The 24,819-nt window shown below is 57.0% G+C and carries 18 protein-coding genes and 4 tRNA genes; all 22 read left to right on the top strand.

Annotation, left to right across the window (positions count from 1 at the left end; translation table 11 throughout):
• Positions 1–3 precede the first annotated feature (3 nt).
• Positions 4–1,560 (top strand): ammonium transporter, encoded by a 1,557-nt coding sequence (amt, locus tag AC1RN6_RS19020; RefSeq protein ID WP_493006992.1) that lies wholly within the window; start codon positions 4–6, stop codon positions 1,558–1,560.
• Between the two features lie 250 nt (positions 1,561–1,810).
• Positions 1,811–3,106, top strand: coding sequence for a glutamate--cysteine ligase (gene gshA / locus AC1RN6_RS19015; RefSeq protein WP_493006991.1), 1,296 nt, complete (start codon positions 1,811–1,813; stop codon positions 3,104–3,106).
• A 33-nt stretch (positions 3,107–3,139) separates the two neighbouring features.
• A complete protein-coding gene (gshB, locus tag AC1RN6_RS19010) occupies positions 3,140–4,087 on the top strand; it encodes a glutathione synthase (RefSeq protein WP_493006990.1) in 948 nt (315 codons plus the stop codon).
• A 53-nt stretch (positions 4,088–4,140) separates the two neighbouring features.
• The gene (locus AC1RN6_RS19005) at positions 4,141–4,548 is read left to right on the top strand and encodes a PTS sugar transporter subunit IIA (protein WP_050478379.1); all 408 of its coding nucleotides are present in this window, start codon (positions 4,141–4,143) and stop codon (positions 4,546–4,548) included.
• Between the two features lie 75 nt (positions 4,549–4,623).
• Positions 4,624–4,893, top strand: a complete 270-nt coding sequence (locus tag AC1RN6_RS19000; protein WP_050478380.1) for an HPr family phosphocarrier protein — start codon at positions 4,624–4,626, stop codon at positions 4,891–4,893.
• A 207-nt stretch (positions 4,894–5,100) separates the two neighbouring features.
• On the top strand, positions 5,101–6,894 hold the full coding sequence (gene ptsP, locus AC1RN6_RS18995; RefSeq protein ID WP_493006989.1) for a phosphoenolpyruvate--protein phosphotransferase: 1,794 nt from the start codon (positions 5,101–5,103) through the stop codon (positions 6,892–6,894).
• 274 nt (positions 6,895–7,168) lie between these two features.
• Complete coding sequence (gene metX / locus AC1RN6_RS18990; RefSeq protein ID WP_493006988.1) at positions 7,169–8,308, top strand: homoserine O-succinyltransferase MetX; 1,140 nt, start codon at positions 7,169–7,171, stop codon at positions 8,306–8,308.
• A complete protein-coding gene (gene metW, locus AC1RN6_RS18985; RefSeq protein WP_493006987.1) occupies positions 8,305–8,910 on the top strand; it encodes a methionine biosynthesis protein MetW in 606 nt (201 codons plus the stop codon). Before metX ends, metW begins: the two co-directional genes overlap by 4 nt.
• A gap of 139 nt (positions 8,911–9,049) precedes the next feature.
• Complete coding sequence (locus AC1RN6_RS18980) at positions 9,050–10,309, top strand: AmpG family muropeptide MFS transporter (protein WP_493006986.1); 1,260 nt, start codon at positions 9,050–9,052, stop codon at positions 10,307–10,309.
• Positions 10,310–10,405: 96 nt separating this feature from the next.
• Positions 10,406–10,491, top strand: a tRNA-Tyr gene (locus AC1RN6_RS18975).
• A gap of 63 nt (positions 10,492–10,554) precedes the next feature.
• Positions 10,555–10,628 (top strand) — tRNA-Gly (locus AC1RN6_RS18970).
• 48 nt (positions 10,629–10,676) lie between these two features.
• Positions 10,677–10,751: transfer RNA gene (locus AC1RN6_RS18965), tRNA-Thr, on the top strand.
• Between the two features lie 102 nt (positions 10,752–10,853).
• Positions 10,854–12,050 (top strand): elongation factor Tu, encoded by a 1,197-nt coding sequence (gene tuf / locus AC1RN6_RS18960; RefSeq protein WP_493006980.1) that lies wholly within the window; start codon positions 10,854–10,856, stop codon positions 12,048–12,050.
• Positions 12,051–12,160: 110 nt separating this feature from the next.
• Positions 12,161–12,236 (top strand) — tRNA-Trp (locus tag AC1RN6_RS18955).
• A gap of 35 nt (positions 12,237–12,271) precedes the next feature.
• Positions 12,272–12,652 (top strand): preprotein translocase subunit SecE, encoded by a 381-nt coding sequence (gene secE, locus AC1RN6_RS18950; protein ID WP_493006985.1) that lies wholly within the window; start codon positions 12,272–12,274, stop codon positions 12,650–12,652.
• Positions 12,653–12,654: 2 nt separating this feature from the next.
• Positions 12,655–13,245, top strand: a complete 591-nt coding sequence (gene nusG / locus AC1RN6_RS18945) for a transcription termination/antitermination protein NusG (RefSeq protein WP_050480079.1) — start codon at positions 12,655–12,657, stop codon at positions 13,243–13,245.
• 137 nt (positions 13,246–13,382) lie between these two features.
• Positions 13,383–13,814, top strand: coding sequence for a 50S ribosomal protein L11 (rplK, locus tag AC1RN6_RS18940; protein ID WP_007875265.1), 432 nt, complete (start codon positions 13,383–13,385; stop codon positions 13,812–13,814).
• Positions 13,814–14,509: a 50S ribosomal protein L1 gene (gene rplA / locus AC1RN6_RS18935; RefSeq protein ID WP_007875266.1), complete on the top strand. Its 696-nt coding sequence runs from the start codon at positions 13,814–13,816 to the stop codon at positions 14,507–14,509. The genes rplK and rplA overlap by 1 nt, the downstream gene beginning before the upstream one ends.
• A gap of 323 nt (positions 14,510–14,832) precedes the next feature.
• Positions 14,833–15,330, top strand: a complete 498-nt coding sequence (rplJ, locus tag AC1RN6_RS18930) for a 50S ribosomal protein L10 (RefSeq protein ID WP_094565773.1) — start codon at positions 14,833–14,835, stop codon at positions 15,328–15,330.
• Positions 15,331–15,429: 99 nt separating this feature from the next.
• Positions 15,430–15,807: a 50S ribosomal protein L7/L12 gene (gene rplL / locus AC1RN6_RS18925; RefSeq protein ID WP_402277763.1), complete on the top strand. Its 378-nt coding sequence runs from the start codon at positions 15,430–15,432 to the stop codon at positions 15,805–15,807.
• Between the two features lie 301 nt (positions 15,808–16,108).
• On the top strand, positions 16,109–20,215 hold the full coding sequence (rpoB, locus tag AC1RN6_RS18920) for a DNA-directed RNA polymerase subunit beta (protein ID WP_493006984.1): 4,107 nt from the start codon (positions 16,109–16,111) through the stop codon (positions 20,213–20,215).
• Between the two features lie 251 nt (positions 20,216–20,466).
• A complete protein-coding gene (gene rpoC, locus AC1RN6_RS18915; RefSeq protein WP_493006983.1) occupies positions 20,467–24,705 on the top strand; it encodes a DNA-directed RNA polymerase subunit beta' in 4,239 nt (1,412 codons plus the stop codon).
• Positions 24,706–24,819 lie beyond the last annotated feature (114 nt).

The raw sequence follows: 24,819 nt of genomic DNA, 5'->3' as shown, positions 1-24,819 counted from the left end.
GTAATGAGTATCAAAAAAATGTTGTCGAGTGCGCTGGCAGCGGGCACTTTATTGTTTGCAGTGAGTTTTGCCGCTCCGGTGCAGGCGCAGGATGCGCCTAAGCCGGAAGCTGCTGCCGCTGCAGCTGCTCCGGCAGCACCGGCTGCTGAAGCACCGAAGGCAGCGGCACCTGCCGCGCCGGCAGCAGCTCCGGCCGCCGCCGCGGCTGCACCAGCAGCCCCTGCCGCTCCGGCTGCCGCACCAGCGCCTGTTCCTAACAAGGGCGACACCGCATGGATGCTGATTTGCACAGCCTTCGTGATTCTGATGACACTGCCAGGCCTGGGCTTGTTCTACGGCGGCCTGGTCCGCAGCAAGAACATGCTGTCGGTGCTGATGCAATGTTTCGTGATCTTCTCGCTGATCTATATTCTGTGGTTCGTCTACGGCTACAGCATCGCGTTCACAGAAGGCGGCGCATTCTTCGGCGGCTTCGATCGTCTCTTCCTGCACGGTCTGACCGGCGACTCGAATACAGCAACCTTCAGCAAGGGCGTCGTGATTCCTGAGCTGTCGTTCGTGGCCTTCCAGGGCGCGTTCGCTGCGATCACTGTCGCGCTGATTATCGGTTCGTTCGCTGAGCGTGTGAAGTTCTCCGCCGTGATCGTTTTTTCGATCATCTGGTTCACGTTCTCGTACCTGCCAATGGCTCACATGGTCTGGTTCTGGCCTGGTCCGGATGCATTCACCGACGCTGCCGCTGCTGAAAAAGCAACTGCAATCTCCGGCTGGCTGTTCCAAAAGGGCGCGCTGGACTTCGCCGGCGGCACTGTGGTTCACATCAACGCTGCGGTCGCTGGCCTGGTTGGTTCCTACGTCATCGGCAAGCGCGTCGGTTTCGGCAAGGAAGCTTTCAAGCCGCATAGCCTGACTCTGACCATGGTTGGCGCTTCGCTGCTGTGGTTCGGCTGGTTCGGTTTCAACGCCGGTTCCGGTCTGGAAGCCAACGGCGGTGCAGCTCTGTCCTTCGTCAACACCATCCTGGCGACAGCTGCTGCTGTCCTGTCGTGGAGCTTCGGTGAATGGATCGGCAAGGGCAAGCCTTCGATGCTGGGTGCAGCTTCGGGTGCGGTTGCCGGTCTGGTGGCAATTACTCCTGCAGCCGGTTTCGTCGGTGTCTGCGGCGCGGTCGTCATGGGCCTGATCGCTGGTCTGCTGTGCTTGTGGGGTGTTACCGGCCTGAAGAAGATTCTGGGCTCGGACGATGCACTGGACGTCTTCGGCGTGCACGGCGTGGGCGGTATCCTGGGCGCGATCCTCACTGGCGTGTTCGCTGCGCCTAGCCTGGGCGGCACAGGGATCTATGACTACGTTGCCAACGCAGTTGCTCCTGACTACTCCATCGGCGGTCAAGTCTGGATTCAGTTCCAAGGCGTCCTGACTACCGTGATCCTGTCGGGTGTGGTCTCCTTCATCGCCTTCAAGCTGGTCGACATCGTGATCGGTCTGCGTGTGACGGAAGAAGAAGAACGCGAAGGTCTGGACATCTCCAGCCACGGCGAATCGGCTTACCACTCGTAATTTGTCTCCCGGGGGCCCTTGCGGCTCCCTTCAGAAGCGCCCGAGACCTCCGGTCCGGGCGCTTTTTTTATGGGGGCTTTAAAAAAACGACAACGCCACCACGTAAATGACCTCTCCACCAGATATTGCCGGACAGCTAACGACGTAATAGCAAAAATCCCGCTAAAATGGCCGGTTCCTGTCGGTTTTGTTATCGATTCTCCGACCGCTATTCGTCTCTATCGCTCCAGCACGCGCAGAAGGTCTTTTTATGGTTCCGCATCTTGTCACCGCCCTCAATGGTCCGCTCCTGGATCTGGAAAAGAAAATTCTGGGCGCTACTCCCGCGATTGAGCGCTGGTTCCGCATGGAATGGCAAGAGCACACGCCGCCGTTTTATTGTTCGGTTGACTTGCGCAACGCCGGCTTCAAGCTGGCGCCGGTAGACACCAACCTGTTTCCAGGCGGCTTCAACAATTTGTCGCCGGAAATGTTGCCGCTGGCTGTCCAGGCCGCCATGGCCGCGATCGAAAAATATTGTCCGGATGCTAAGAACCTGCTGCTGATTCCCGAGAATCACACGCGCAACAGCTTCTACCTGCAAAACGTCGCGCGGCTGATGCAGATATTCCGCCAGACCGGCCTCAATGTGCGTCTCGGCACGCTGGAAGACATCAAGAAGCCGAAGCAGATCGACTTGCCGGACGGCACCAGCATCACGCTGGAACCGCTGGAGCGCTCCAAGAACGGCCGCCGCCTCGGTTTGAAGAATTTCGATCCCTGTACAGTCCTGCTCAACAACGACCTGTCGATCGGCATCCCGTCGGTACTGGAAAACCTCGACGAGCAGAACGTGTTGCCGCCGCTGCACGCCGGCTGGGCCGTGCGCCGCAAGAGTAATCATTTTTCGGCCTATGACGACGTGGTCAAGAAATTCTCCAAGCTGGTCGACGTCGACCCGTGGATGCTGAATCCGTTGTTCGCCAAATGCGGCGAGTTGAATCTGCAGGAAGAGGCCGGTTCCGACTGTCTGGCCGATAACGTCAGCAGCCTGTTGTCGAAGATCCGCAAGAAGTACAAAGAATACGGCATCAAGGAGCAGCCCTTCGTGATCGTCAAGGCCAATGCCGGCACCTACGGCATGGGCATCATGACCGTCAAGGACGCCAGCGAAGTCAAGGATTTCAACCGCAAGCAACGCAGCAAGATGGTGGTCGGCAAGGAAGGTCTGGAAGTCAGCGAACTGATCATCCAGGAAGGCGTGCATTCCTTCGAGCGCATCAACGAAGCCGTGGCCGAGCCGGTGGTTTACATGATCGACCGCTATGTGGTCGGCGGTTTCTACCGCGTGCATGCGGATCGCGACATCAACGAAAACCTGAACGCGCCGGGCGCCCATTTCGTGCCCTTGGCGTTCCAGCAGCAGCACGCTTTGCCGGATCTGCAGGCCAAGCCTGGCACCGCAGCGCCGAATCGCTTCTATATGTATGGCGTGGTGGCGCGCCTGGCGCTCCTGGCCGCGTCGCTGGAAATGGAAAAGACCGATCCGAATCCGGAAGTCTATTAATTCTCAATTGCCTGACATTTTGACGGACATTTCATGAAAATCGCTTTCCTGACCGACCCGCTCGACACCTTCAAGACCTATAAGGACTCGACTTTCGCCATGATGCGCGAAGCCGCCAGGCGCGGCCACGCCATTTATGCCTTCGAGCAGACCGATATTGTGCTGGAAAGCGGTCTGGTGACCGCCAACGTGGCGAAAATCACGCTCACCGGCGACGCCGACGACTGGTACCGCGCCGATGCGCCGGTATCGACTTTCCTGTCGGAATTCGACGCCATCGTGATCCGCAAGGATCCGCCGTTCGACATGGAATACATCTACACCACGTATCTGCTGGAGCTGGCCGAGAAGCAGGGCGCGCGCGTCTTCAACAAGCCCGAAGCGATTCGCAGCCACAACGAGAAGCTGGCGATTGCGCAATTTCCGCAATACACCGCGCCGACGCTGGTCACGCGCGACGCCAAGCGCCTGCGTGCTTTCCACGCCGAACACAAGGACGTGATCCTGAAGCCGCTCGACGGCATGGGCGGCATGGGCATCTTCCGCATCGGGCAGGACGGCATGAACCTCGGTTCAGTGATCGAAACCCTGACCGACAACGGCAACCGGACGATCATGGCGCAACGTTTCATCCCGGAAATTTCAAAGGGCGACAAGCGCATTCTGCTGATTGGCGGTAAAGTGGTGCCGCACGTTTTGGCGCGCATTCCGCAAGGCGGTGAAGTGCGCGGCAATCTGGCGGCCGGCGGTCTCGGCGTTGCGCAGCCTATTTCGCCGCGCGAATTGGAGATTGCGGAAGCACTGGCGCCGATTTTGGCGCAGCGGGGGTTGTTGCTGGTAGGATTGGACGCTATTGGCAATTATTTAACAGAAATCAATGTCACCAGTCCGACCTGTTTCCAGGAAATCACGCAGCAAAGCGGCTTCGATGTTGCCGCCATGTTCGTCGATGCGCTGGAAACTGCAGTCGCAGGCAGCTGAGGCAATCACACCAGCACCCGGTCTGGCAACGTACATATAGCAAGTAGAAATTCATGGTCGGTATCCTTCTTCTCACGCATGCCCCGCTGGGTCAGGCTTTCATCGCGGCGGCAACGCACGTATTTCGTGGTTTGCCCGAGCGCATCGAAGCCATTGACGTCATCGCCGACCAGAACCCGGCAGAAGTACAAAAGCTAGCAGCAGAAGCCGTGCGTCGCCTCGACGACGGCAGCGGCGTGCTGGTGATCACCGACGTCATGGGCGGCACGCCTTCCAACTGCACCGGTTATCTGTGCGCCATCGACAACGTCGAAGTCATCGCCGGCATCAGCCTGCCGATGCTGCTGCGCGCGTTGACGTATCGCAACGACACGCTCGACGTCGTCATGGAAATGGCGCTCGCCGGCGGTCAGAGCGGCGCCGTACGCGTGGACAACCGCGTTCGTGTTTCCTCCCAATAAGAAGGCTGGCAATATAGCGATATCGTGCGCTGACAGCGTTTGGCCCAAATCGACAAGAACAAAGAAAGAACTTCCATGATTCAAAAAGAACTTGAGATCATCAACAAGCTCGGTCTGCACGCGCGCGCCTCGGCCAAGCTCACCCAACTGGCGTCCAAATACAAGTGCGAGGTCTGGATGACCTTCAACAAGCGCCGCGTCAACGCCAAATCCATCATGGGCGTGATGATGCTGGCGGCCGGCAAGGGCAGCAAGGTTCTGCTGGAAACCGAAGGCGACGACGAGCAGGATTGCTTCACCGCACTGGAAGCGCTGATCAACGACCGTTTCGGCGAAGGCCAGTAAGACATCGTGAGCGATGGCGGCCGCCGTGTGCAGTTACGTGCCGTCATCTGTCGCCGCAATCAGTCGTAAATATCAAATTTTTCCTGTTTGTTTCTCTCTTGTTTTTCCGCATGATTGCCAAACACGGCGTTGTCCGGTAAGGTTTTGAGAGCTACCGCGATGAAGGTTTAATCAAGGCATAACAAAATAACGCAGGAGACAAACGCGATGGCATCTTTTACCTTACACGGTATCCCGGTTTCAAAAGGCATCGCGATCGGCCGCGCGCATCTGCTTGCTCCCGCCGCTCTCGACGTCAAGCATTACCTCATTCCCGACGATCAGGTCGAGGCCGAAGTGCTGCGCCTCAAAAACGCCATCGCCACCGTTCACCAGGAGTTGCAGACCATCCGCAGCGAACTGCCGAAGGAAGCGCCGCCCGAACTGGGCGCTTTCATTGACGTGCATGCCCTGATCCTGTCCGACCCGATGCTGGCCGAAGTGCCGCTCAATATCATCCGTCACCGCTATTACAACGCCGAATGGGCGTTGGTGACGCAGATCGACGGCCTGTCGGCGCAATTCGACGAGATCGAAGATCCCTACCTGCGCGAGCGCAAGGCCGATATCCAGCAAGTCGGCGATCGCGTGCTCAAGGTGCTCACCGGCAGCGCCATCAATCTGCCGCCGGCTGAAGGCGGCGACGGCGCCACCGCCAGCATCATCGTTGTAGCGCACGATATTTCTCCGGCCGACATGCTGCAGTTCCGTGACGGTGCTTTTGGCGGTTTTGTCACCGACCTGGGAGGCCAGAATTCGCACACGGCGATTGTTGCCCGCAGCCTGGATATTCCCGCCGCCGTCGGCATGAACAACGCCTCGGCGCTGGTCAAGCAGGACGACGTCCTGATCATCGACGGCGACGCCGGCGTGACCATCGTCAACCCGTCTCCTCTGGTGCTGGCGCAATACCGGGCGCGCCAGGAGCGCATGCTGCGCGACCGCAAGAAGCTTGGCCGTCTCAAGAAAACGCCCGCCATCACGCAAGACGGCACCGAAATTACCCTGCTGGCCAACATCGAGTTGCCGACGGATAGTGCTCCCGCGCTGGAGGCCGGCGCCAATGGCGTCGGTCTGTTCCGCTCCGAATTCCTCTTCATGGGACGTGCCGGTCATCTGGAGAAGTTTCCGACGGAGGATGAACAGTTCGATTCGTACTGCCAGACCGTGGTGTCCATGAAGGGCCGTCCGGTCACGATCCGTACGCTCGACGTCGGCGCCGACAAACCGTTGGACGAAGATGAGCAGACTGCCCTGAACCCGGCCCTCGGTTTGCGCGCGATCCGCTACTGCCTCAGCGAACCGCAGATGTTTTTGACGCAGTTGCGGGCAATCTTGCGTGCATCCGCCTTTGGTCCGATCAAGCTGCTGATTCCGATGATGGCGCATGCCTTCGAGGTGGATCAGACGCTCGCCCTGATCGAACAAGCCAAGGAGCAGTTGCGTCAGCGCAAGCAAAAATTCGACGAAGAGATCGAGGTCGGCGCCATGATCGAAATCCCGGCCGCCGCGCTGGCTTTGCCGATTTTCATCAAACGCCTCGACTTCCTGTCCATCGGCACCAACGATCTGATTCAGTACACGCTGGCGATCGACCGGGTCGATCACGAAGTGGCGCATCTCTACGATCCGCTGCACCCGGCGGTGCTGTTCTTGTTGTCGAGCGTGATCGCGATGGGCCGCAAAGCCGGCATCCCGGTCGCCGTGTGCGGTGAAATGGCCGGCGACGTGAAGTGGACACGCCTGTTGCTGGGTATGGGTTTGCTGGAGTTTTCCATGCATCCGTCGCAGTTGCTGTCGGTCAAGCAGGAGATCCTTAACAGCGACCTGACCCTGCTGGAGCCGCAGGTCAGGAAAGTGCTGAAAGCCACCGAGCCGTCCGTGATTGAAGCCGCCATGGCGCAATTGCGCACGCTCAACGCCGAACCGGAGATCAAGGCGACCGCCGCGCGCCGTCGCTAAGCTATCGAAGTTGCTGCAATGGCATGCCGTCAATCGTGGTTTGACGGCATGCGTCGACTTGGTTATTCTTACACCACTGCGCCGATTTGAATGGTTACTCAACCTCAGCTTGCGGGCGCCGGAACCCAGGTTCCATCTAAATACGGCTAAAGCGAGCTTGGAGTTGTGCAGGACAAGCCCAGAATTTAGCCCGTGAGCGTAAGCTCCGGGCTTTTTTGTTTTCAGGGCTATAAATCTGCGCACAGACATAACCGCAAGATTACAAAGAGAGCCCATGTCGATCGGAATCGTATCGCCGCAAATCATGCATTTTCCCGAGCCCTTGCCGCTCAAGAACGGGACGTCGCTGGCCGGCTACATGCTGATGTATGAAACCTACGGCACGCTCAATGCCGACAAGTCCAATGCGGTGCTGGTATGCCATGCGCTCAACGCTTCGCATCACGTTGCGGGCGTCTACGCCGACGACCCGGAGAATGTCGGCTGGTGGGACAACATGGTCGGTCCGGGCAAGTCGCTCGACACCGACAAGTTCTTCGTCATCGGCATCAATAACCTCGGCTCCTGCTTCGGCTCGACCGGCCCGATGCACACCAATCCAGCGACCGGCAAGCCTTACGGAGCGAGTTTTCCGGTGGTGACAGTGGAAGACTGGGTGAATGCGCAGGCGCGGCTGGCTGACCAGCTCGGCATCACGCAATTCGCGGCGGTCATGGGCGGTTCGCTCGGCGGCATGCAGGCGGTGGCGTGGAGCATGATGTTCCCGGATCGCCTGCGTCACTGTATCGTCATCGCCTCGACGCCGAAACTGTCGGCTCAGAATATCGCCTTCAACGACGTCGCGCGTCAGGCCATCCTCACCGATCCCGACTTCCACGGCGGCGATTTTTATGCGCATGGCGTGGTGCCGAAAAACGGCCTGCGCGTGGCGCGCATGGTAGGGCACATCACTTACTTGTCCGATGACGACATGGCGGAAAAATTCGGCCGCGATCTGCGCTCGGGTGAATACCAGTTCGGCTTCGGCATCGATTTTGAAATCGAGTCCTATCTGCGCTATCAGGGCGACAAATTCTCGACTTACTTTGACGCCAATACCTATCTGCTGATCACCAAGGCGCTCGACTATTTCGATCCGGCGCGCGATTTCGGCGGCGATCTGGCCAAGGCTTTTGCCAACACCAAGGCGCAGTTTCTGTTGGCGTCATTCATGACCGACTGGCGCTTTTCACCGGAACGCAGCCGCGAGATGGTGCAGGCGCTGGTCAGCAACAAGCGCCGCGTGACCTACGCAGAAATCGATGCGCCGCACGGTCATGACGCCTTTCTGCTCGACGACCCGCGCTACATGAAATTGCTGCGCGAATACTATCAACGCGTGTGGGCTGAAATCGCTCAGGAGGAGTGCGCATGAATTTTCCCGAACTGAGCGTATTGCGCCCCGATCTCGCCTTCATCGCCCACTGGATACGCGCAGGCTCGCAAGTCCTGGATGTGGGCTGCGGCAACGGTGTGATGCTCGACTACCTGCAGACCGACAAGGCTTGCAGCGGCTATGGCATCGAAATCGACGATGCGCTGATACCAGAGTGCGTGGCGCGCGACGTCTCGGTGATCCAGCAGGATCTGGAAGGCGGTCTGGCAATGTTTGAAGACAATGCCTTCGATACGGTGCTGTGTTTGTCGGCTCTGCAGATGGTCAAGGACGTCGAAGGGATCTTGCGCGAAATCGCCCGTGTCGGGCGCGAAGCAACGGTGTCTTTCCCTAACTTCGCCTACTGGTCGCACCGTGTGGCTTTGCTGCGCGGGCGCATGCCGGTGTCAAAATCGCTGCCGTACGAGTGGTACGACACGCCTAACTTGCGCTGCGCCACCATCAAGGATTTCGAAGAGCTGGCTAACGAAGTCGGACTGGAAGTGCTGGAGTGTGTGGCGCTGCATGACGGCAAGCCGATTACGTTCTTGCCGAACTGGCGCGGCAGCCTGGCTGTTTTCCGTCTGAAAAAGAAGTCGTAAGCCTGCCGCCGGCGTCGGAAAAACAGACCGGCGCCGGCAAATTCCTTATACTCCGCAGACGCCTCCGTTCACAGGTGTTTGCGAACGGAGTTCCGGTGCCTTGCCGTGCGCATCATTCATCGTCCCTCATCGTTTCTTTATGACCCCATCCCCGATTTCGTGGCATAGCTATCTCAACCGTCGCATGCTGATTTGCGTATTTTTGGGCTTTTCATCGGGGTTGCCGCTGTTCATTCTGTTGAGTCTGCTGCAGGCGTGGCTGGCGAAATCGGGACTGAACGTCAAGGCGCTGGGGCTGTTCGCGCTGGTGATGTTTCCCTATACCTGGAAATTCCTCTGGTCGCCGCTGATGGACCGCTTCCACTTCGGCGGGATGGGACGCCGGCGCGGCTGGATGTTTTTCACGCAGATCGCGCTGTTTCTCGGTATCGGCGGCATGGGAATGCTGGATCCGCACACGCAGGTCGGCACGATCGCCTTCATGGCGTCGGTGGTGGCCTTTCTTTCCGCCAGCCAGGATATCGCCATCGACGCTTTCCGCCGCGAAATCCTGCCGGAGGAAGAGCTCGGCCTGGGTAGCGCGATTCACGTCAACGCCTACAAGCTGTCCGGCATGGTGCCCGGCGCCTTGTCGCTGGTGCTGGCCGACCTGATGGCCTGGCAAAGCGTGTTCTGGATTACCGCTGGGTTCATGCTGCCGGGATTGTTGTGCACCTTGTTGGTAAAGGAGCCGAAGGTCTACGGTTCGCCGCCAAAAAGCTTGCGCGAAGCCGTAGTCATGCCGTTTCAGGAATTCGTGACGCGCGACGGCTGGAGTTCTGCGCTGTGGGTGCTTGGCTTTATCTTCTTGTACAAGCTCGGCGACAGCATGGCAACGGCCCTGGCGACCAAGTTCTATATCGATCTGGGTTTTTCGATGACGCAGATCGGCGTTGTCTCCAAGACAACTAGCCTGTGGGCCAGCGTGGTGGGCGGCATCGTCGGCGGCGTCTGGATGATTCGCCTGGGCATCAATAAGGCCTTGTGGGTATTCGGTGTGATCCAGGCGGTCGCGATTCTCGGTTTCGCCTGGCTGGCGCAGGCCGGGGCCGATACGCTGGTGCTGGCCTTGGTCATCGGCTTTGAAGCTTTTGGCGTCGGCTTGGGTACCGCTGCTTTTGTGGCCTACATCATGCGCGAAACCGATCCGCGCTACACGGCTACGCAGTTTGCGCTGTTCACCAGCCTGGCTGCCGTGCCACGGACATTTGTCAATTCGTCGGTCGGCTACATCGTGGCCGATCTGGGCTGGTTCAATTTTTTCATCCTGTGCTTCATCCTGGCGTTGCCCGGAATGGTAATGCTGGTTAGAATTGCGCCCTGGCATCAGGTTGGCCGTCGCGCCAACGACGTGATTTAAGGAAACTAGGGGCGTCAAAGAAAAAATAATGCATCTCTTCTTGCATTTTAGTTGACAAGGGATAAGTGTTCGCCTATAGTTTTGAGTTCCCTGCGCGGAGAGGTGGCCGAGTGGTTAATGGCAGCAGACTGTAAATCTGCCCTCTTACGAGTACGCTGGTTCGAATCCAGCCCTCTCCACCATTTTGGGATCAGTTTGCAAGTTGTTGCGGCTGTGAAGTGAAATAAGTTCGAAAGTAGTTCCTCGCGGGTGTAGCTCAATGGTAGAGCTGAAGCCTTCCAAGCTTATGACGAGGGTTCGATTCCCTTCGCCCGCTCCAAGTTTTGTCCGGTTGCATCGTTTGGTTGTTGGTGCAATTGGCAGGTAAGCCCTTGTAGCTCAGTGGTAGAGCACTCCCTTGGTAAGGGAGAGGCCACGTGTTCAATCCACGTCAAGGGCACCAGTTATATATGTAGTTGTTGTGACAGCAATTAGCGCTTCAGCAAGTCAGCAAGTCAATCGGGCGCGTTGCCTGAACATTCTCATCAATCGTTAGGAGTCTAAGATGGCAAAAGGCAAATTCGAGCGGACCAAGCCGCACGTGAACGTTGGTACGATTGGTCACGTTGACCACGGCAAGACCACGCTGACAGCAGCAATCGCAACAGTGTTGTCGAAGAAGTTCGGCGGCGAAGCGAAGGCCTACGATCAGATTGATGCAGCGCCAGAAGAAAAGGCACGCGGCATCACCATCAACACAGCCCACGTTGAATACGAAACAGCCAACCGTCACTATGCTCACGTTGACTGCCCAGGCCACGCCGACTATGTGAAGAACATGATTACCGGCGCAGCGCAGATGGACGGCGCGATCCTGGTTTGCTCCGCAGCAGACGGCCCGATGCCGCAAACACGCGAACACATCCTGCTGTCGCGTCAGGTTGGCGTTCCTTACATCATCGTATTCCTGAACAAGGCCGACATGGTCGATGATGAAGAGCTGCTGGAACTGGTTGAAATGGAAGTGCGCGAGCTGTTGACCAAGTACGAATTCCCAGGCGACGACCTGCCAATCATCAAGGGTTCGGCAAAGCTGGCTCTGGAAGGCGACACTGGCCCATTGGGCGAGCAAGCCATCATGGCCCTGGCAGAAGCACTGGACACTTACATCCCGACACCGGAACGCGCTGTTGACGGCTCCTTCCTGCTGCCAGTGGAAGACGTGTTCTCGATCTCCGGCCGCGGTACTGTTGTGACCGGCCGTGTTGAGCGCGGTATCGTCAAGGTCGGCGAAGCCCTACAAATCGTTGGTATCCGTGACACGCAAGACACAGTTTGCACCGGCGTTGAAATGTTCCGCAAGCTGCTGGACCAAGGTCAGGCTGGCGACAACGTTGGCGTGCTGCTGCGCGGCACCAAGCGTGAAGACGTGGAGCGTGGCCAGGTTCTGGCGAAGCCAGGTTCGATCAAGCCGCACAAGCACTTCACAGGCGAGATCTATGTTCTGTCGAAGGACGAAGGCGGCCGTCATACACCGTTCTTCAACAACTACCGTCCACAGTTCTACTTCCGTACCACGGACGTGACTGGTTCGATCGAGTTGCCGAAGGACAAGGAAATGGTTATGCCAGGCGATAACGTGTCGATCACCGTGATGCTGATCAACCCGATCGCGATGGAAGAAGGTCTGCGCTTCGCGATCCGCGAAGGTGGCCGTACTGTTGGCGCAGGTGTTGTTGCCAAGATCCTGGCTGACGCGTAATAAAAAGTAGCAATCGCCGCGATCCGGGAAATTCCCGTATCGCGGCGTTGATGTCTGAGCGGCAAGCGTAAGTTGGCTGGCCAAACCGTTCAGATCAGTGTTTTGATCGTAGGGGTGTAGCTCAATTGGCAGAGCGCCGGTCTCCAAAACCGGAGGTTGGGGGTTCGATGCCCTCCGCCCCTGCCACCGATTCAGGTGAGTAGGGTACTGAAAGTAAATAAATGTCTAACCAGCCTGTACAAACCGTCAGCACATCAAGCGACAAGCTCAAGGTTGCACTCGCAATCGTAGCGGTCCTTGCCGGCGTGGTCGGTTTTTTTGTTTTGTCCGGCCAATCTACGGCAGTGCGCGCACTGGCCCTGGTAGCTGGTCTGCTGGTGGCAATTGGTTTTGCCTGGACATCGGCGCAAGGTCGTGGTTTTGTCGGCTTCGCCAAAGAATCGGTACGTGAAACCAAAAAAGTTGTCTGGCCTACCCGCAAGGAAGCAATGCAGATCACGGCGATCGTTTTCGCCTTCGTGCTGATCATGGCAATCTTTCTCTGGGGTACGGACAAGTTGCTCGAATTCCTGTTGTATGACGTAATTTTGGGCTGGAAATAATAATGAGCGATAGCACACAAGACAGCGCACCGATTGGTGCGCAAAGCGTTTCAAGCGCCAGTAAAAAGCGCTGGTACGTTGTGCATGCCTATTCCGGCATGGAAAAGAGTGTGCAGCGCGCACTGACCGAGCGCATCGTTCGCGCCGGTATGGAAGAACAGTTTGGCCAGATTCTGGTGCCGACTGAAGAAGTGGTTGATGTCAAGAACGGTCACAAGTCGGTTACCGAACGTCGTTTCTTCCCGGGCTACGTCCTGGTTGAGATGGAAATGACGGATGAAACCTGGCACTTAGTGAAAAACACCAGCAAGGTGACCGGTTTCATCGGCGGCAAGTCGAATCGTCCAACCCCGATTCCTCCGCATGAAGTCGACAAGATCATGCAGCAAATGCAAGACGGTATCGAAAAGCCGCGTCCAAAGGTGTTGTACGAAGTGGGCGAGCTGGTACGTATCAAGGATGGTCCTTTTACCGATTTCAACGGCAACGTGGAAGAAGTGAATTACGAAAAATCCCGCGTGCGTGTATCGGTCACTATTTTTGGCCGCGCCACACCAGTCGAACTCGAGTTCGGCCAAGTCGAAAAAGTCTAAGCATTGCCCCATTCAAGCGCCCGCAGGAGCGCGGCGAAATGCAAATTTCATCAAATCCGGCAAGCAGCAGAGGAGCCTTAGTACCGTGTCGCAAGATGCAGAAAAGGCGCTAACACTCAATCAACGTAGGAGCCATCATGGCAAAGAAAATCATCGGTTTTATCAAGCTGCAAGTGCCAGCTGGTAAAGCAAATCCATCCCCACCGATCGGCCCGGCGCTGGGTCAGCGCGGTCTGAACATCATGGAGTTCTGTAAGGCATTTAATGCCCAGACTCAAGGCGTTGAGCCAGGTCTGCCAATTCCAGTCGTGATCACTGCATTTGCGGACAAGTCCTTCACATTCGTGATGAAGACTCCTCCAGCAACTATTCTGATCAAGAAGGCTGCCGGCATTCAAAAGGGTTCTGCCAAGCCGCATACAGACAAGGTTGGCAAGATTACTCGTAAACAAGCGGAAGAAATCGCTACCCAGAAGAAGCCGGATCTTACCGCTGCTGATCTGGAAGCGGCTGTGCGCACCATCGCTGGTTCGGCACGTTCCATGGGCATCACGGTGGAGGGTCTGTAATGGCTAAGTTGACAAAGCGCGCTAAGGCGCAAGAAGGCAAGATCGATCGCACCAAGGCTTATCCTTTCGATAACGCACTGGCGCTGGTTAAAGAATTCGCAACAGCGAAGTTCAATGAATCGATCGACGTGTCCGTCCAGCTGGGCGTTGATGCGAAGAAGTCGGACCAAGTGGTTCGCGGTTCCGTGGTTCTGCCAGCTGGTACAGGCAAGACTGTGCGCGTGGCTGTGTTTGCTTCGGGCGAAAAGGCTGAGCAAGCTAAGGCTGCCGGTGCAGACGTCGTCGGTATGGAAGATCTGGCTGAGCAAGTCAAGGCCGGCAACATGCCTTTCGACATCGTTATCGCTTCGCCGGACACTATGCGTATCGTCGGTACTCTGGGTCAGATCCTGGGCCCACGCGGCCTGATGCCTAACCCGAAGGTCGGCACTGTTACTCCTGACGTCGCTACCGCCGTCAAGAACGCCAAGGCTGGTCAAGTGCAATACCGTACCGACAAGGCCGGCATCATTCACGCCACTATCGGCCGCAAGTCGTTCAGCGATGCAGATCTGAAGTCCAATCTGGTTGCACTGATCGATGCACTGAACAAAGCTAAGCCAGCAACCAGCAAGGGTGTTTACCTGCGCAAGGTTTCGCTGTCCTCCACTATGGGCGCCGGCGTCCGTGTGGATCAGGCAACTCTGGCTGCTTAAGTAAAGAATCAAGTCCTCGTTTCCTCACGGAAGCGAGGCACATCTTTGGGCTGGAGCATTTTGCAATTGTGAAGTGCTTCAGGCAATCAAAGACCGTTGGGCGGCGTGCAGCAGGCAGGCACAAAGTTAAAACGTCAAAAACTCTCGTTTTTGATTACCCAGCGCAGATGGTGTACCCGAACAAGTTTTGCAGTCTCACCAGCGTTTCAGGTTTTCGAAACGTTGCAATGAACTCCTAACGTCGGACGCCGTGTTCGAACCGATGTAAGGCAAGCAGGTTTTTCGCCTGTGTCGTCGCCAAGCATCATTTTTGGAGGTTGATCTTGAGTCTCAATCTGAATGACAAAAAGGCCGTTGTCGCCGAAGTCGCTGCAAAAGTTGCAACTGCACAGACTATCGTCGTGGCCGAATACCGTGGCATCCAGGTTGGTCACTTGACGCAACTGCGCGCCAAAGCGCGTGACCAAGGCGTGTACCTGCGCGTGTTGAAAAACACACTCGCTCGCCGCGCTGTTGAAGGTTCCGCGTTTGCTGACCTCGCTTCTGAAATGACCGGCCCGCTGATCTATTCGATCTCGGAAGATGCCGTTGCTGCAGCTAAAGTCATCTCTGACTTTGCTAAAACCAACGACAAACTGGTCGTCAAGGCAGGTAACTATGCAGGTAAGCCGCTGGATAAGGCTGCTGTCACTGCATTGGCAAATATCCCGTCCCGCGAAGTTCTGCTGGCCCAATTGCTGGGCATGATGCAGGTTCCGGTTGCTGGTTTTGCGCGTGGTCTGGCTGCTCTGGCAGCCAAGAAAGAAGCCGAAGCAGCTTAAGAGCGCTGGCCGCAGCAATGTGGCAGCTGTTCATGAGCACTTTGACCTCTGCGTCAGTACCGATTAGATGTTATTACCGAAATAAATTAGGAGTTTCAAATGGCAATTAGCAAAGACGATATCTTGGAAGCCGTAGGCGCCTTGACCGTGTTGGAATTGAATGACCTGGTGAAGGCATTCGAAGAAAAGTTTGGCGTTTCCGCAGCAGCAATGGCTGTCGCTGGTCCTGCTGGTGGTGGCGCTGGCGCCGCTGCTGCTGAAGAGCAAACAGAGTTCACCGTTGTTCTGTCGGAAGTCGGCGCGAACAAGGTTGGCGTTATTAAGGCAGTTCGCGAAATCACCGGTCTGGGCTTGAAAGAAGCTAAAGATCTGGTTGACGGCGCACCGAAGCCAGTTAAAGAAGGCATTGCTAAGGCAGACGCCGAAGCAGCCAAGAAGAAGCTGGAAGAAGCTGGCGCGAAAGCAGAACTCAAGTAATTTTTACTTGAGCTGGAATATCCGCCGGTTCGCCGGCGCATCGTTCCACCGGAGTCAAAGTGCAGAGTCCTTTGAAAAAAGGATTCGGCTTTGGCTCCTTTGTCGTTTCGAAATTTTGTATGTTTAGTGGTTAGCAATTTCTTGTTTTGCAGCTAGTTTTAGCTAAGCAAGAGGTGGCGCCAGACCAAGACTGAAGGGCTGAGACTTGAGGTTTCGCTGCTAACGGATCGCGGCAACAAGGTAATAAGCAATCCGGGCGAGTCCTGAACTCTCTATCCTTCCTGTCACTCACGGAGTGTCCATGCACTACTCATTTACTGAGAAGAAGCGTATTCGTAAATCCTTTGCGAAACGCGCTAACGTCCACAACGTTCCGTTCCTGCTAGCGACTCAGATCGAGTCATACCAGACATTCTTGCAAACGGACAAAACAGCGTCCCAACGTAAGAACGAAGGTCTGCAATCGGCCTTTACATCGATTTTCCCTATCGTTTCGCACAATGGTTTTGCGCGTCTCGAGTTTCTCTCCTATGTGTTGGGCGCGCCGCCGTTCGACGTCAAGGAATGTCAACAACGTGGCCTGACGTTCGCGTCGCCGCTGCGTGCCAAGGTGCGTTTGGTGATCCTGGATAAGGAATCGCCGACCAAGCCGGTCGTCAAGGAAATGAAAGAACAGGAAGTTTACATGGGCGAATTGCCGCTCATGACGACTACCGGTTCGTTCGTCATCAACGGTACCGAGCGCGTCATCGTGTCGCAGCTGCACCGTTCGCCTGGGGTGTTCTTTGAACATGACCGCGGCAAGACTCACTCGTCCGGAAAACTGCTGTTCTCCGCACGTATCATTCCTTACCGCGGTTCGTGGCTCGACTTCGAATTCGATCCGAAGGACATCCTGTTCTTCCGCGTCGACCGTCGCCGCAAGATGCCTGTGACGATCCTGCTCAAAGCAATCGGCATGACATCCGAGCAGATCCTGGCGAACTTCTTCGTGTTCGACAACTTCACGCTGCACGCTGAAGGCGCTGAGATGGAATTCGTCTCCGAGCGTCTGCGCGGTGAAGTCGCGCGCTTCGATATTCTCGACAAGTCCGGCAAGCCGCTGGTCGCGAAAGACAAGCGTATCAACGCCAAACACGTGCGTGACATCGAAGCTGCCGGCATCAAGCAAATTTCCGTGCCGGAAGACTACCTGCTGGGCCGCGTATTGGCGAAGAACATCGTCGACGGCGATACCGGTGAAGTCATTGCGTCGGCTAACGACGAGCTTACTGAAGAATTGCTGGCTCGCTTGCGCGAAGCTGACATCGATGCTATCCAGACGCTGTACACCAACGATCTGGACCAAGGCGGCTACATCTCGCAAACATTGCGCACTGACGATACAGCGGATCAAACCGCTGCGCGCGTGGCGATCTATCGCATGATGCGTCCTGGCGAACCGCCAACCGAAGATTCGGTGGAAGCGTTGTTCAACGGCCTGTTCTACAGCGAAGACCGTTACGACCTGTCGGCTGTCGGCCGCATGAAGTTCAACCGCCGTATCGGTCGTGATGAACTGACTGGCGCCATGACGCTGTCGAACGAAGACATCCTGGCTGTGATCAAGATTCTGGTTGAGTTGCGCAATGGCCGCGGCGAAGTCGATGACATCGATCACTTGGGTAACCGTCGCGTCCGTTGCGTCGGTGAACTGGCGGAAAATCAATTCCGTGCCGGTCTGGTTCGCGTTGAGCGCGCCGTCAAGGAACGCCTCGGCCAAGCCGAAGCGGACAACCTGATGCCGCACGACCTGATCAACTCCAAGCCGATCTCGGCCGCGATCCGCGAATTCTTCGGTTCGTCGCAGTTGTCGCAGTTTATGGATCAAACCAACCCGCTGTCGGAAATCACGCATAAACGCCGTGTATCCGCTCTGGGACCTGGCGGTCTGACCCGCGAACGCGCCGGCTTTGAAGTACGTGACGTACACCCGACCCACTACGGCCGCGTGTGCCCGATCGAAACGCCTGAAGGCCCGAACATCGGTCTGATCAACTCGCTGGCGCTGTATGCCCGTCTGAACGAATACGGTTTCCTGGAAACCCCATATCGCAAGGTCGAAGGCAGCAAGGTCACCAACCAGATCGACTATCTGTCGGCAATCGAAGAAGGCCGCTACATCATCGCTCAGGCGAATGCGACCATCGACGCTTCGCTGAAGCTGTCCGATGAACTGGTCTCGGCACGTGAAGCCGGTGAAACCATTCTGGTCTCGCCAGAACGCGTTCAGTACATGGACGTGGCTCCAGGCCAGGTCGTGTCGGTGGCGGCGTCGCTGATTCCGTTCCTCGAGCACGATGATGCGAACCGCGCATTGATGGGCGCCAACATGCAACGTCAGGCTGTGCCTTGCCTGCGTCCGGAAAAGCCGCTGGTCGGTACCGGTATCGAGCGTACCGTTGCAGTTGACTCGGGTACGACCGTGCAAGCGCTGCGTGGCGGTATCGTCGATTACGTCGATGCAGGCCGTGTGGTGATTCGCGTGAACGATGAAGAAGCGCAGGCTGGTGAAGTCGGCGTCGACATCTATAACCTGATCAAGTACACACGTTCGAACCAGAACACCAACATCAACCAGCGTCCTATCGTCAAGGTTGGCGACCGTGTTGCCAAGCATGACGTGATCGCCGACGGCGCATCGACCGACTTGGGCGAATTGGCTCTGGGGCAGAACATGCTGGTGGCCTTTATGCCATGGAACGGCTACAACTTCGAAGATTCGATCCTGATCTCCGAAAAAGTCGTTGCTGATGACCGTTACACCTCGATCCACATCGAAGAGTTGTCGGTTGTGGCTCGTGACACCAAGCTCGGCGCGGAAGAAATCACTCGCGATATTTCGAACCTGGCTGAAAACCAACTGGCGCGCCTGGACGAATCCGGCATCACCTACATCGGTGCTGAAGTCGAAGCCGGCGATACGCTGGTCGGTAAGGTCACGCCAAAGGGCGAAACCCAGCTGACACCGGAAGAAAAGCTGCTGCGCGCGATCTTCGGCGAAAAAGCTTCGGACGTTAAGGACACCTCGCTGCGCGTGCCTTCGGGCATGGTCGGCACCGTCATCGACGTGCAAGTGTTTACCCGCGAAGGCATCCAACGCGACAAGCGCGCACAACAGATCATCGACGATGAACTGAAGCGCTATCGCCTGGACCTGAACGACCAGCTGCGTATCGTTGAAGGCGATGCCTTCCAGCGTCTGGAAAAGATGCTGATCGGCAAGGTCGCCAACGGCGGTCCGAAGAAACTGGTCAAGGGCACCAAGCTGGACAAGGCCTACCTGGACGATCTGGACAAGTACCATTGGTTCGACATCCGCCCTGCGGATGACGACATGGCGACAGCACTGGAAGCGATCAAGGAATCGATCGCCGAAAAGCGTCACCAGTTCGATCTGGCGTTTGAAGAAAAGCGCAAGAAGCTGACACAAGGCGACGAACTGCCGCCAGGCGTGCAAAAGATGGTCAAGGTCTACCTGGCCGTGAAGCGTCGTCTGCAGCCAGGCGACAAGATGGCGGGCCGTCACGGTAACAAGGGTGTGGTTTCGCGCATTCTGCCGATCGAAGATATGCCGCACATGGCCGACGGTACTCCAGCAGACATCGTGCTGAACCCGCTGGGCGTGCCGTCGCGTATGAACGTCGGTCAGGTGTTGGAAGTTCATCTGGGCTGGGCAGCCAAGGGTCTGGGCCTGCGTATCGGCGAAATGCTGAACGCACAGGTGCAGATCGCTGAACTGCGCAAGTTCCTGACCACGATCTACAACGAATCGGGCAAGAAAGAAGCGCTCGACGAGTTCAGCGATCACGAGATCCTGGAACTGGCAGCCAACCTGAAGAAGGGTGTTCCGTTCGCTACGCCGGTGTTTGACGGTGCACACGAAGACGAAACACGCCGCATGCTGGATCTGGCGTATCCGGATCACATCGCCAAGCAGCTGGGCATGACCCCGTCGAAGAATCAGGTCACCATGTATGACGGCCGTACCGGCGAAGCTTTCGAGCGCACCGTGACAGTCGGCTACATGCATTACCTGAAGCTGCATCACTTGGTTGATGACAAGATGCATGCACGTTCGACCGGTCCTTACTCGCTGGTTACTCAGCAGCCTCTGGGCGGTAAGGCTCAGTTCGGTGGTCAGCGCTTCGGTGAAATGGAAGTCTGGGCACTGGAAGCCTACGGCGCATCGTATGTGCTGCAGGAAATGCTGACTGTGAAGTCCGATGACGTGAACGGCCGTACCAAGGTTTATGAAAACCTGGTCAAGGGCGATCACGTGATTGACGCCGGCATGCCGGAGTCCTTCAACGTGCTGGTCAAGGAAATCCGTTCGCTCGGTATCGACATCGATCTGGAACGCGACTGATGTTCTCAAGGGCGGAACGGCGATGCCGTTTCGCCCGGTTTGGCTGTCTGCAGCAAAGACGGCAAGGTAGTAAAGTAAGCAATTCAAAAGCAGTTAAGGACGACCAAGTCTGTCCCGGTACCTGCGGAACCCGGCGCAAGCCACGGCTCTCCCGCAGATGCGAACAGGGTGTAGCAGCGCGGTAGGATCCTCTTGTCTCATCGTCATACATAGTGCGCAATTTAGCGTTCTCACGCCAACTGGAGTGATACATGAAAGCACTGCTCGATCTATTCAAGCAAGTTCAGCAAAACGAACAATTCGACGCGATCAAAATTGGTCTGGCGTCGCCTGAGAAAATCCGTTCGTGGTCCTACGGCGAAGTCAAAAAGCCGGAAACCATCAACTACCGTACCTTCAAGCCAGAGCGCGACGGTCTGTTCTGCGCCAAGATCTTTGGCCCGATCAAAGACTACGAATGCCTCTGCGGCAAGTACAAGCGCCTCAAGCACCGCGGCGTCATCTGCGAAAAATGCGGCGTCGAAGTCACGCTGGCCAAAGTGCGCCGTGAGCGCATGGGCCACATCGAACTGGCTTCGCCGACTGCGCACATCTGGTTCCTGAAATCGCTGCCGTCGCGTCTGGGCATGGTCCTCGACATGACCCTGCGCGATATCGAACGCGTTTTGTACTTCGAAGCCTACGTTGTGACCGATCCAGGCATGACTCCGCTGAAGAAGTGCCAGATCATGTCGGAAGACGACTACGCCGCCAAGTACGAAGAGTACGGCGACGACTTCACCGCATTCATGGGCGCCGAAGGCATCCGTGAACTGCTGCGCTCGATCGACATCGACCGCGATGCAGAAACCCTGCGCGTGGAACTGAAAGAATCGAAGTCCGAAGCCAAGATCAAGAAATACGCCAAGCGTCTGAAGGTTCTGGAAGCGTTCCAGCGTTCGGGCATCAAGCCTGACTGGATGATCATGGAAGTGCTGCCGGTGCTGCCACCGGAATTGCGCCCACTGGTCCCGCTGGACGGCGGCCGCTTTGCGACTTCCGATCTGAACGATTTGTATCGTCGCGTCATCAACCGTAACAACCGCCTGAAGCGCCTGATGGAATTGCGCGCTCCGGAAATCATCACGCGCAACGAAAAGCGCATGTTGCAAGAAGCGGTTGACTCGCTGCTGGACAACGGCCGTCGCGGTAAGGCGATGACTGGCGCCAACAAGCGTCCGCTGAAGTCGCTGGCTGAAATGATCAAGGGTAAGGGCGGTCGTTTCCGTCAAAACTTGCTCGGTAAGCGCGTCGACTATTCGGGCCGTTCCGTCATCGTGGTGGGCCCGCAGCTCAAATTGCATCAATGCGGTCTGCCGAAGCTGATGGCACTGGAACTGTTCAAGCCGTTCATTTTCAACAAGCTGGAACTGATGGGTCTGGCAACGACCATCAAGGCTGCGAAGAAGCTGGTCGAAATCCAAGAGCCTGTGGTCTGGGACATCCTGGAAGACGTGATCCGCGAACATCCGGTCATGCTGAACCGCGCGCCGACACTACACCGTCTGGGTATCCAGGCGTTTGAGCCGGTCCTGATCGAAGGCAAAGCGATCCAGCTGCATCCGCTGGTTTGCGCCGCGTTCAACGCCGACTTTGACGGCGACCAGATGGCGGTCCACGTTCCTCTGTCGATCGAAGCGCAGATGGAAGCGCGTACGCTGATGCTGGCGTCGAACAACATCCTGTTCCCATCGAACGGCGAACCGTCGATCGTGCCGTCCCAGGATATCGTGCTGGGTCTGTACTACGCGACACGTGAAGCGATCAACGCCAAGAACGAAGGCATGTTGTTCCAGGACGTTTCGGAAGTTATCCGCGCGTACGACAACAAGGAAGTCGAACTGGCTACCCGCGTCACCGTGCGTATCGTTGAAAATCCAAAGGATCCGGTCACTGGCGAATTCGTGCGTACCGTCAAGCGTTACGAAACGACTGTCGGCCGCGCCATCCTGTCGGAAATTCTGCCGAAGGGTCTGCCATTCTCCGTGCTGAACCGCGCGTTGAAGAAGAAAGAAATTTCGAAGCTGATCAACACGTCGTTCCGCAAGTGCGGTCTGCGCGCCACCGTGGTGTTCGCCGACCAGCTGATGCAATCGGGCTTCCGCCTGGCGACACGCGCCGGTATCTCGATCTGCGTGGACGACATGCTGGTGCCGCCACAAAAGGCGACCATCATTGCGACCGCTGAAAGCGAAGTCAAACAGATCGAACAGCAATACTCGTCCGGTCTGGTTACCGCCGGCGAACGCTACAACAAGGTTGTGGACATCTGGGGCAAGGCCGGCGACGACGTCGGCAAGGCGATGATGGATCAGCTGAAGGTCGAAGACGTGGTCCGCCGCGACGGCACCAAGGGTACACAAGAGTCGTTCAACGCGATTTACATGATGGCCGACTCCGGCGCCCGCGGTTCCGCAGCACAGATTCGTCAGTTGGCAGGTATGCGTGGTCTGATGGCGAAACCGGACGGTTCGATTATCGAAACGCCGATTACCGCGAACTTCCGCGAAGGCCTGAACGTGTTGCAGTACTTTATTTCGACGCACGGCGCCCGTAAGGGTCTGGCCGATACGGCGCTGAAGACTGCGAACTCCGGTTACCTGACACGCCGTCTGGTTGACGTGACCCAGGATCTGGTCGTGATCGAAGATGATTGCGGCACATCCAACGGCGCATCCATGAAGGCGCTGGTTGAAGGCGGTGAAGTTATCGAAGCGTTGCGTGACCGTATCCTCGGCCGCGTTGCTGCTACCGACATCATCAATCCGGAAACCCAGGCGACGCTGTACGAAGCCGGTACCTTGATGGACGAGGATTCGGTTGAAGAAGTCGAACGCCTCGGCATTGATGAAGTCAAGGTCCGCACTCCGCTGACTTGCGACACGCGCTACGGCCTGTGCGCCAAGTGCTACGGTCGCGATCTGGGCCGCGGCGTACTGGTCAACAGCGGCGAAGCAGTTGGCGTTATCGCTGCGCAGTCGATCGGTGAACCAGGTACTCAGCTGACCATGCGTACTTTCCACATCGGTGGTGCAGCGTCGCGTGCGGCAGTTGCTTCGTCGGTGGAAGCCAAGTCCAACGGTACGATTCGCTTCACAGCGACGATGCGTTACGTCACCAACGGCAAGGGCGAGCTGATCGTCATTTCCCGTTCGGGCGAAGTGCTGATTACCGACGATCTGGGCCGCGAGCGTGAGCGTCATAAAGTACCGTACGGCGCGACCCTGATCGTCAAGGATGGCATGGTCATCAAGGCTGGTACTGCGCTGGCGACATGGGATCCGCTGACACGTCCGATCATCACCGAGTACACCGGTACCGTGAAGTTCGAAAACGTCGAAGAAGGCTCGACCGTCGCCAAGCAGATCGACGAAGTGACCGGTCTGTCGACTCTGGTGGTTATCGATGCCAAGCGTCGCGGTTCGTCCGCTGCCAAGGTGTTGCGTCCACAGGTCAAGCTGCTGAACGAGCAAGGCGAAGAAGTCAAGATCGCCGGCACCGAACATGCAGTGACGATCGGCTTCCAGGTCGGCGCGCTGATCACCGTCAAGGACGGTCAGCAAGTTCACGTTGGTGAAGTGCTGGCGCGTATCCCGACTGAATCGCAAAAGACGCGCGATATTACCGGTGGTCTGCCACGCGTTGCCGAACTGTTCGAGGCACGTTCGCCGAAGGATGCAGGTATGCTGGCTGAAGTCACAGGTACTGTGGCGTTCGGTAAGGAAACCAAGGGCAAGCAACGTCTGGAAATCACAGACATGGACGGCGCCAAGCATGAGTTCCTGATCACCAAGGACAAGCAAGTGCTGGTGCATGACGGCCAGGTGGTGAACAAGGGCGAAATGATTGTCGACGGTCCTGCCGATCCGCAAGACATCCTGCGTCTGCTGGGTATCGAAGCGCTGGCACGTTACATCGTCGACGAAGTTCAGGACGTGTATCGTTTGCAAGGCGTGAAGATCAACGACAAGCACATCGAAGTCATCGTGCGTCAGATGCTGCGTCGCGTGCAAGTTGTGGATCCGGGCGATACCAACTACATCACCGGCGAACAGGTCGAACGTTCGGAACTGCTGGACGAAAACGACCGCGTCAATGCAGAGACGAAGATCCCTGCAACGTACGAAAACGTCTTGCTGGGTATTACCAAGGCATCGCTGTCGACCGACTCGTTCATCTCGGCTGCATCGTTCCAGGAGACCACACGTGTCCTGACCGAAGCGGCGATCATGGGCAAGAAGGACGGCCTGCGCGGTCTGAAGGAAAACGTCATCGTTGGTCGTCTGATCCCGGCTGGTACCGGTCTGGCGTTCCACCGTGCACGCAAGGAAAAAGACGCATGGGAAGCCGACGAGCGCGCAGCGCTGTTGGAATCCGAGCGTCAGGCGCGTGTGACCGAAACCGAAGCGCACTCCACCGAGACTCTCGGCGGTGCGGACGGCGAAGCGTAATGGCATAGCAGCGCGGCAGCTTTTACCGGCTGTCGAAGCAGTACAAAAAACGGCGTCAGAAGAAATTCTGGCGCCGTTTTTTCATTGACGAAGGCAATGCGTGCGCATGCCCGT

The organism is Herbaspirillum sp. GW822-FHT03A08 (assembly GCF_058801885.1).
Note: the sequence above shows the minus strand (reverse complement) of the source record. Positions and strands in the feature narration are given on the sequence as shown.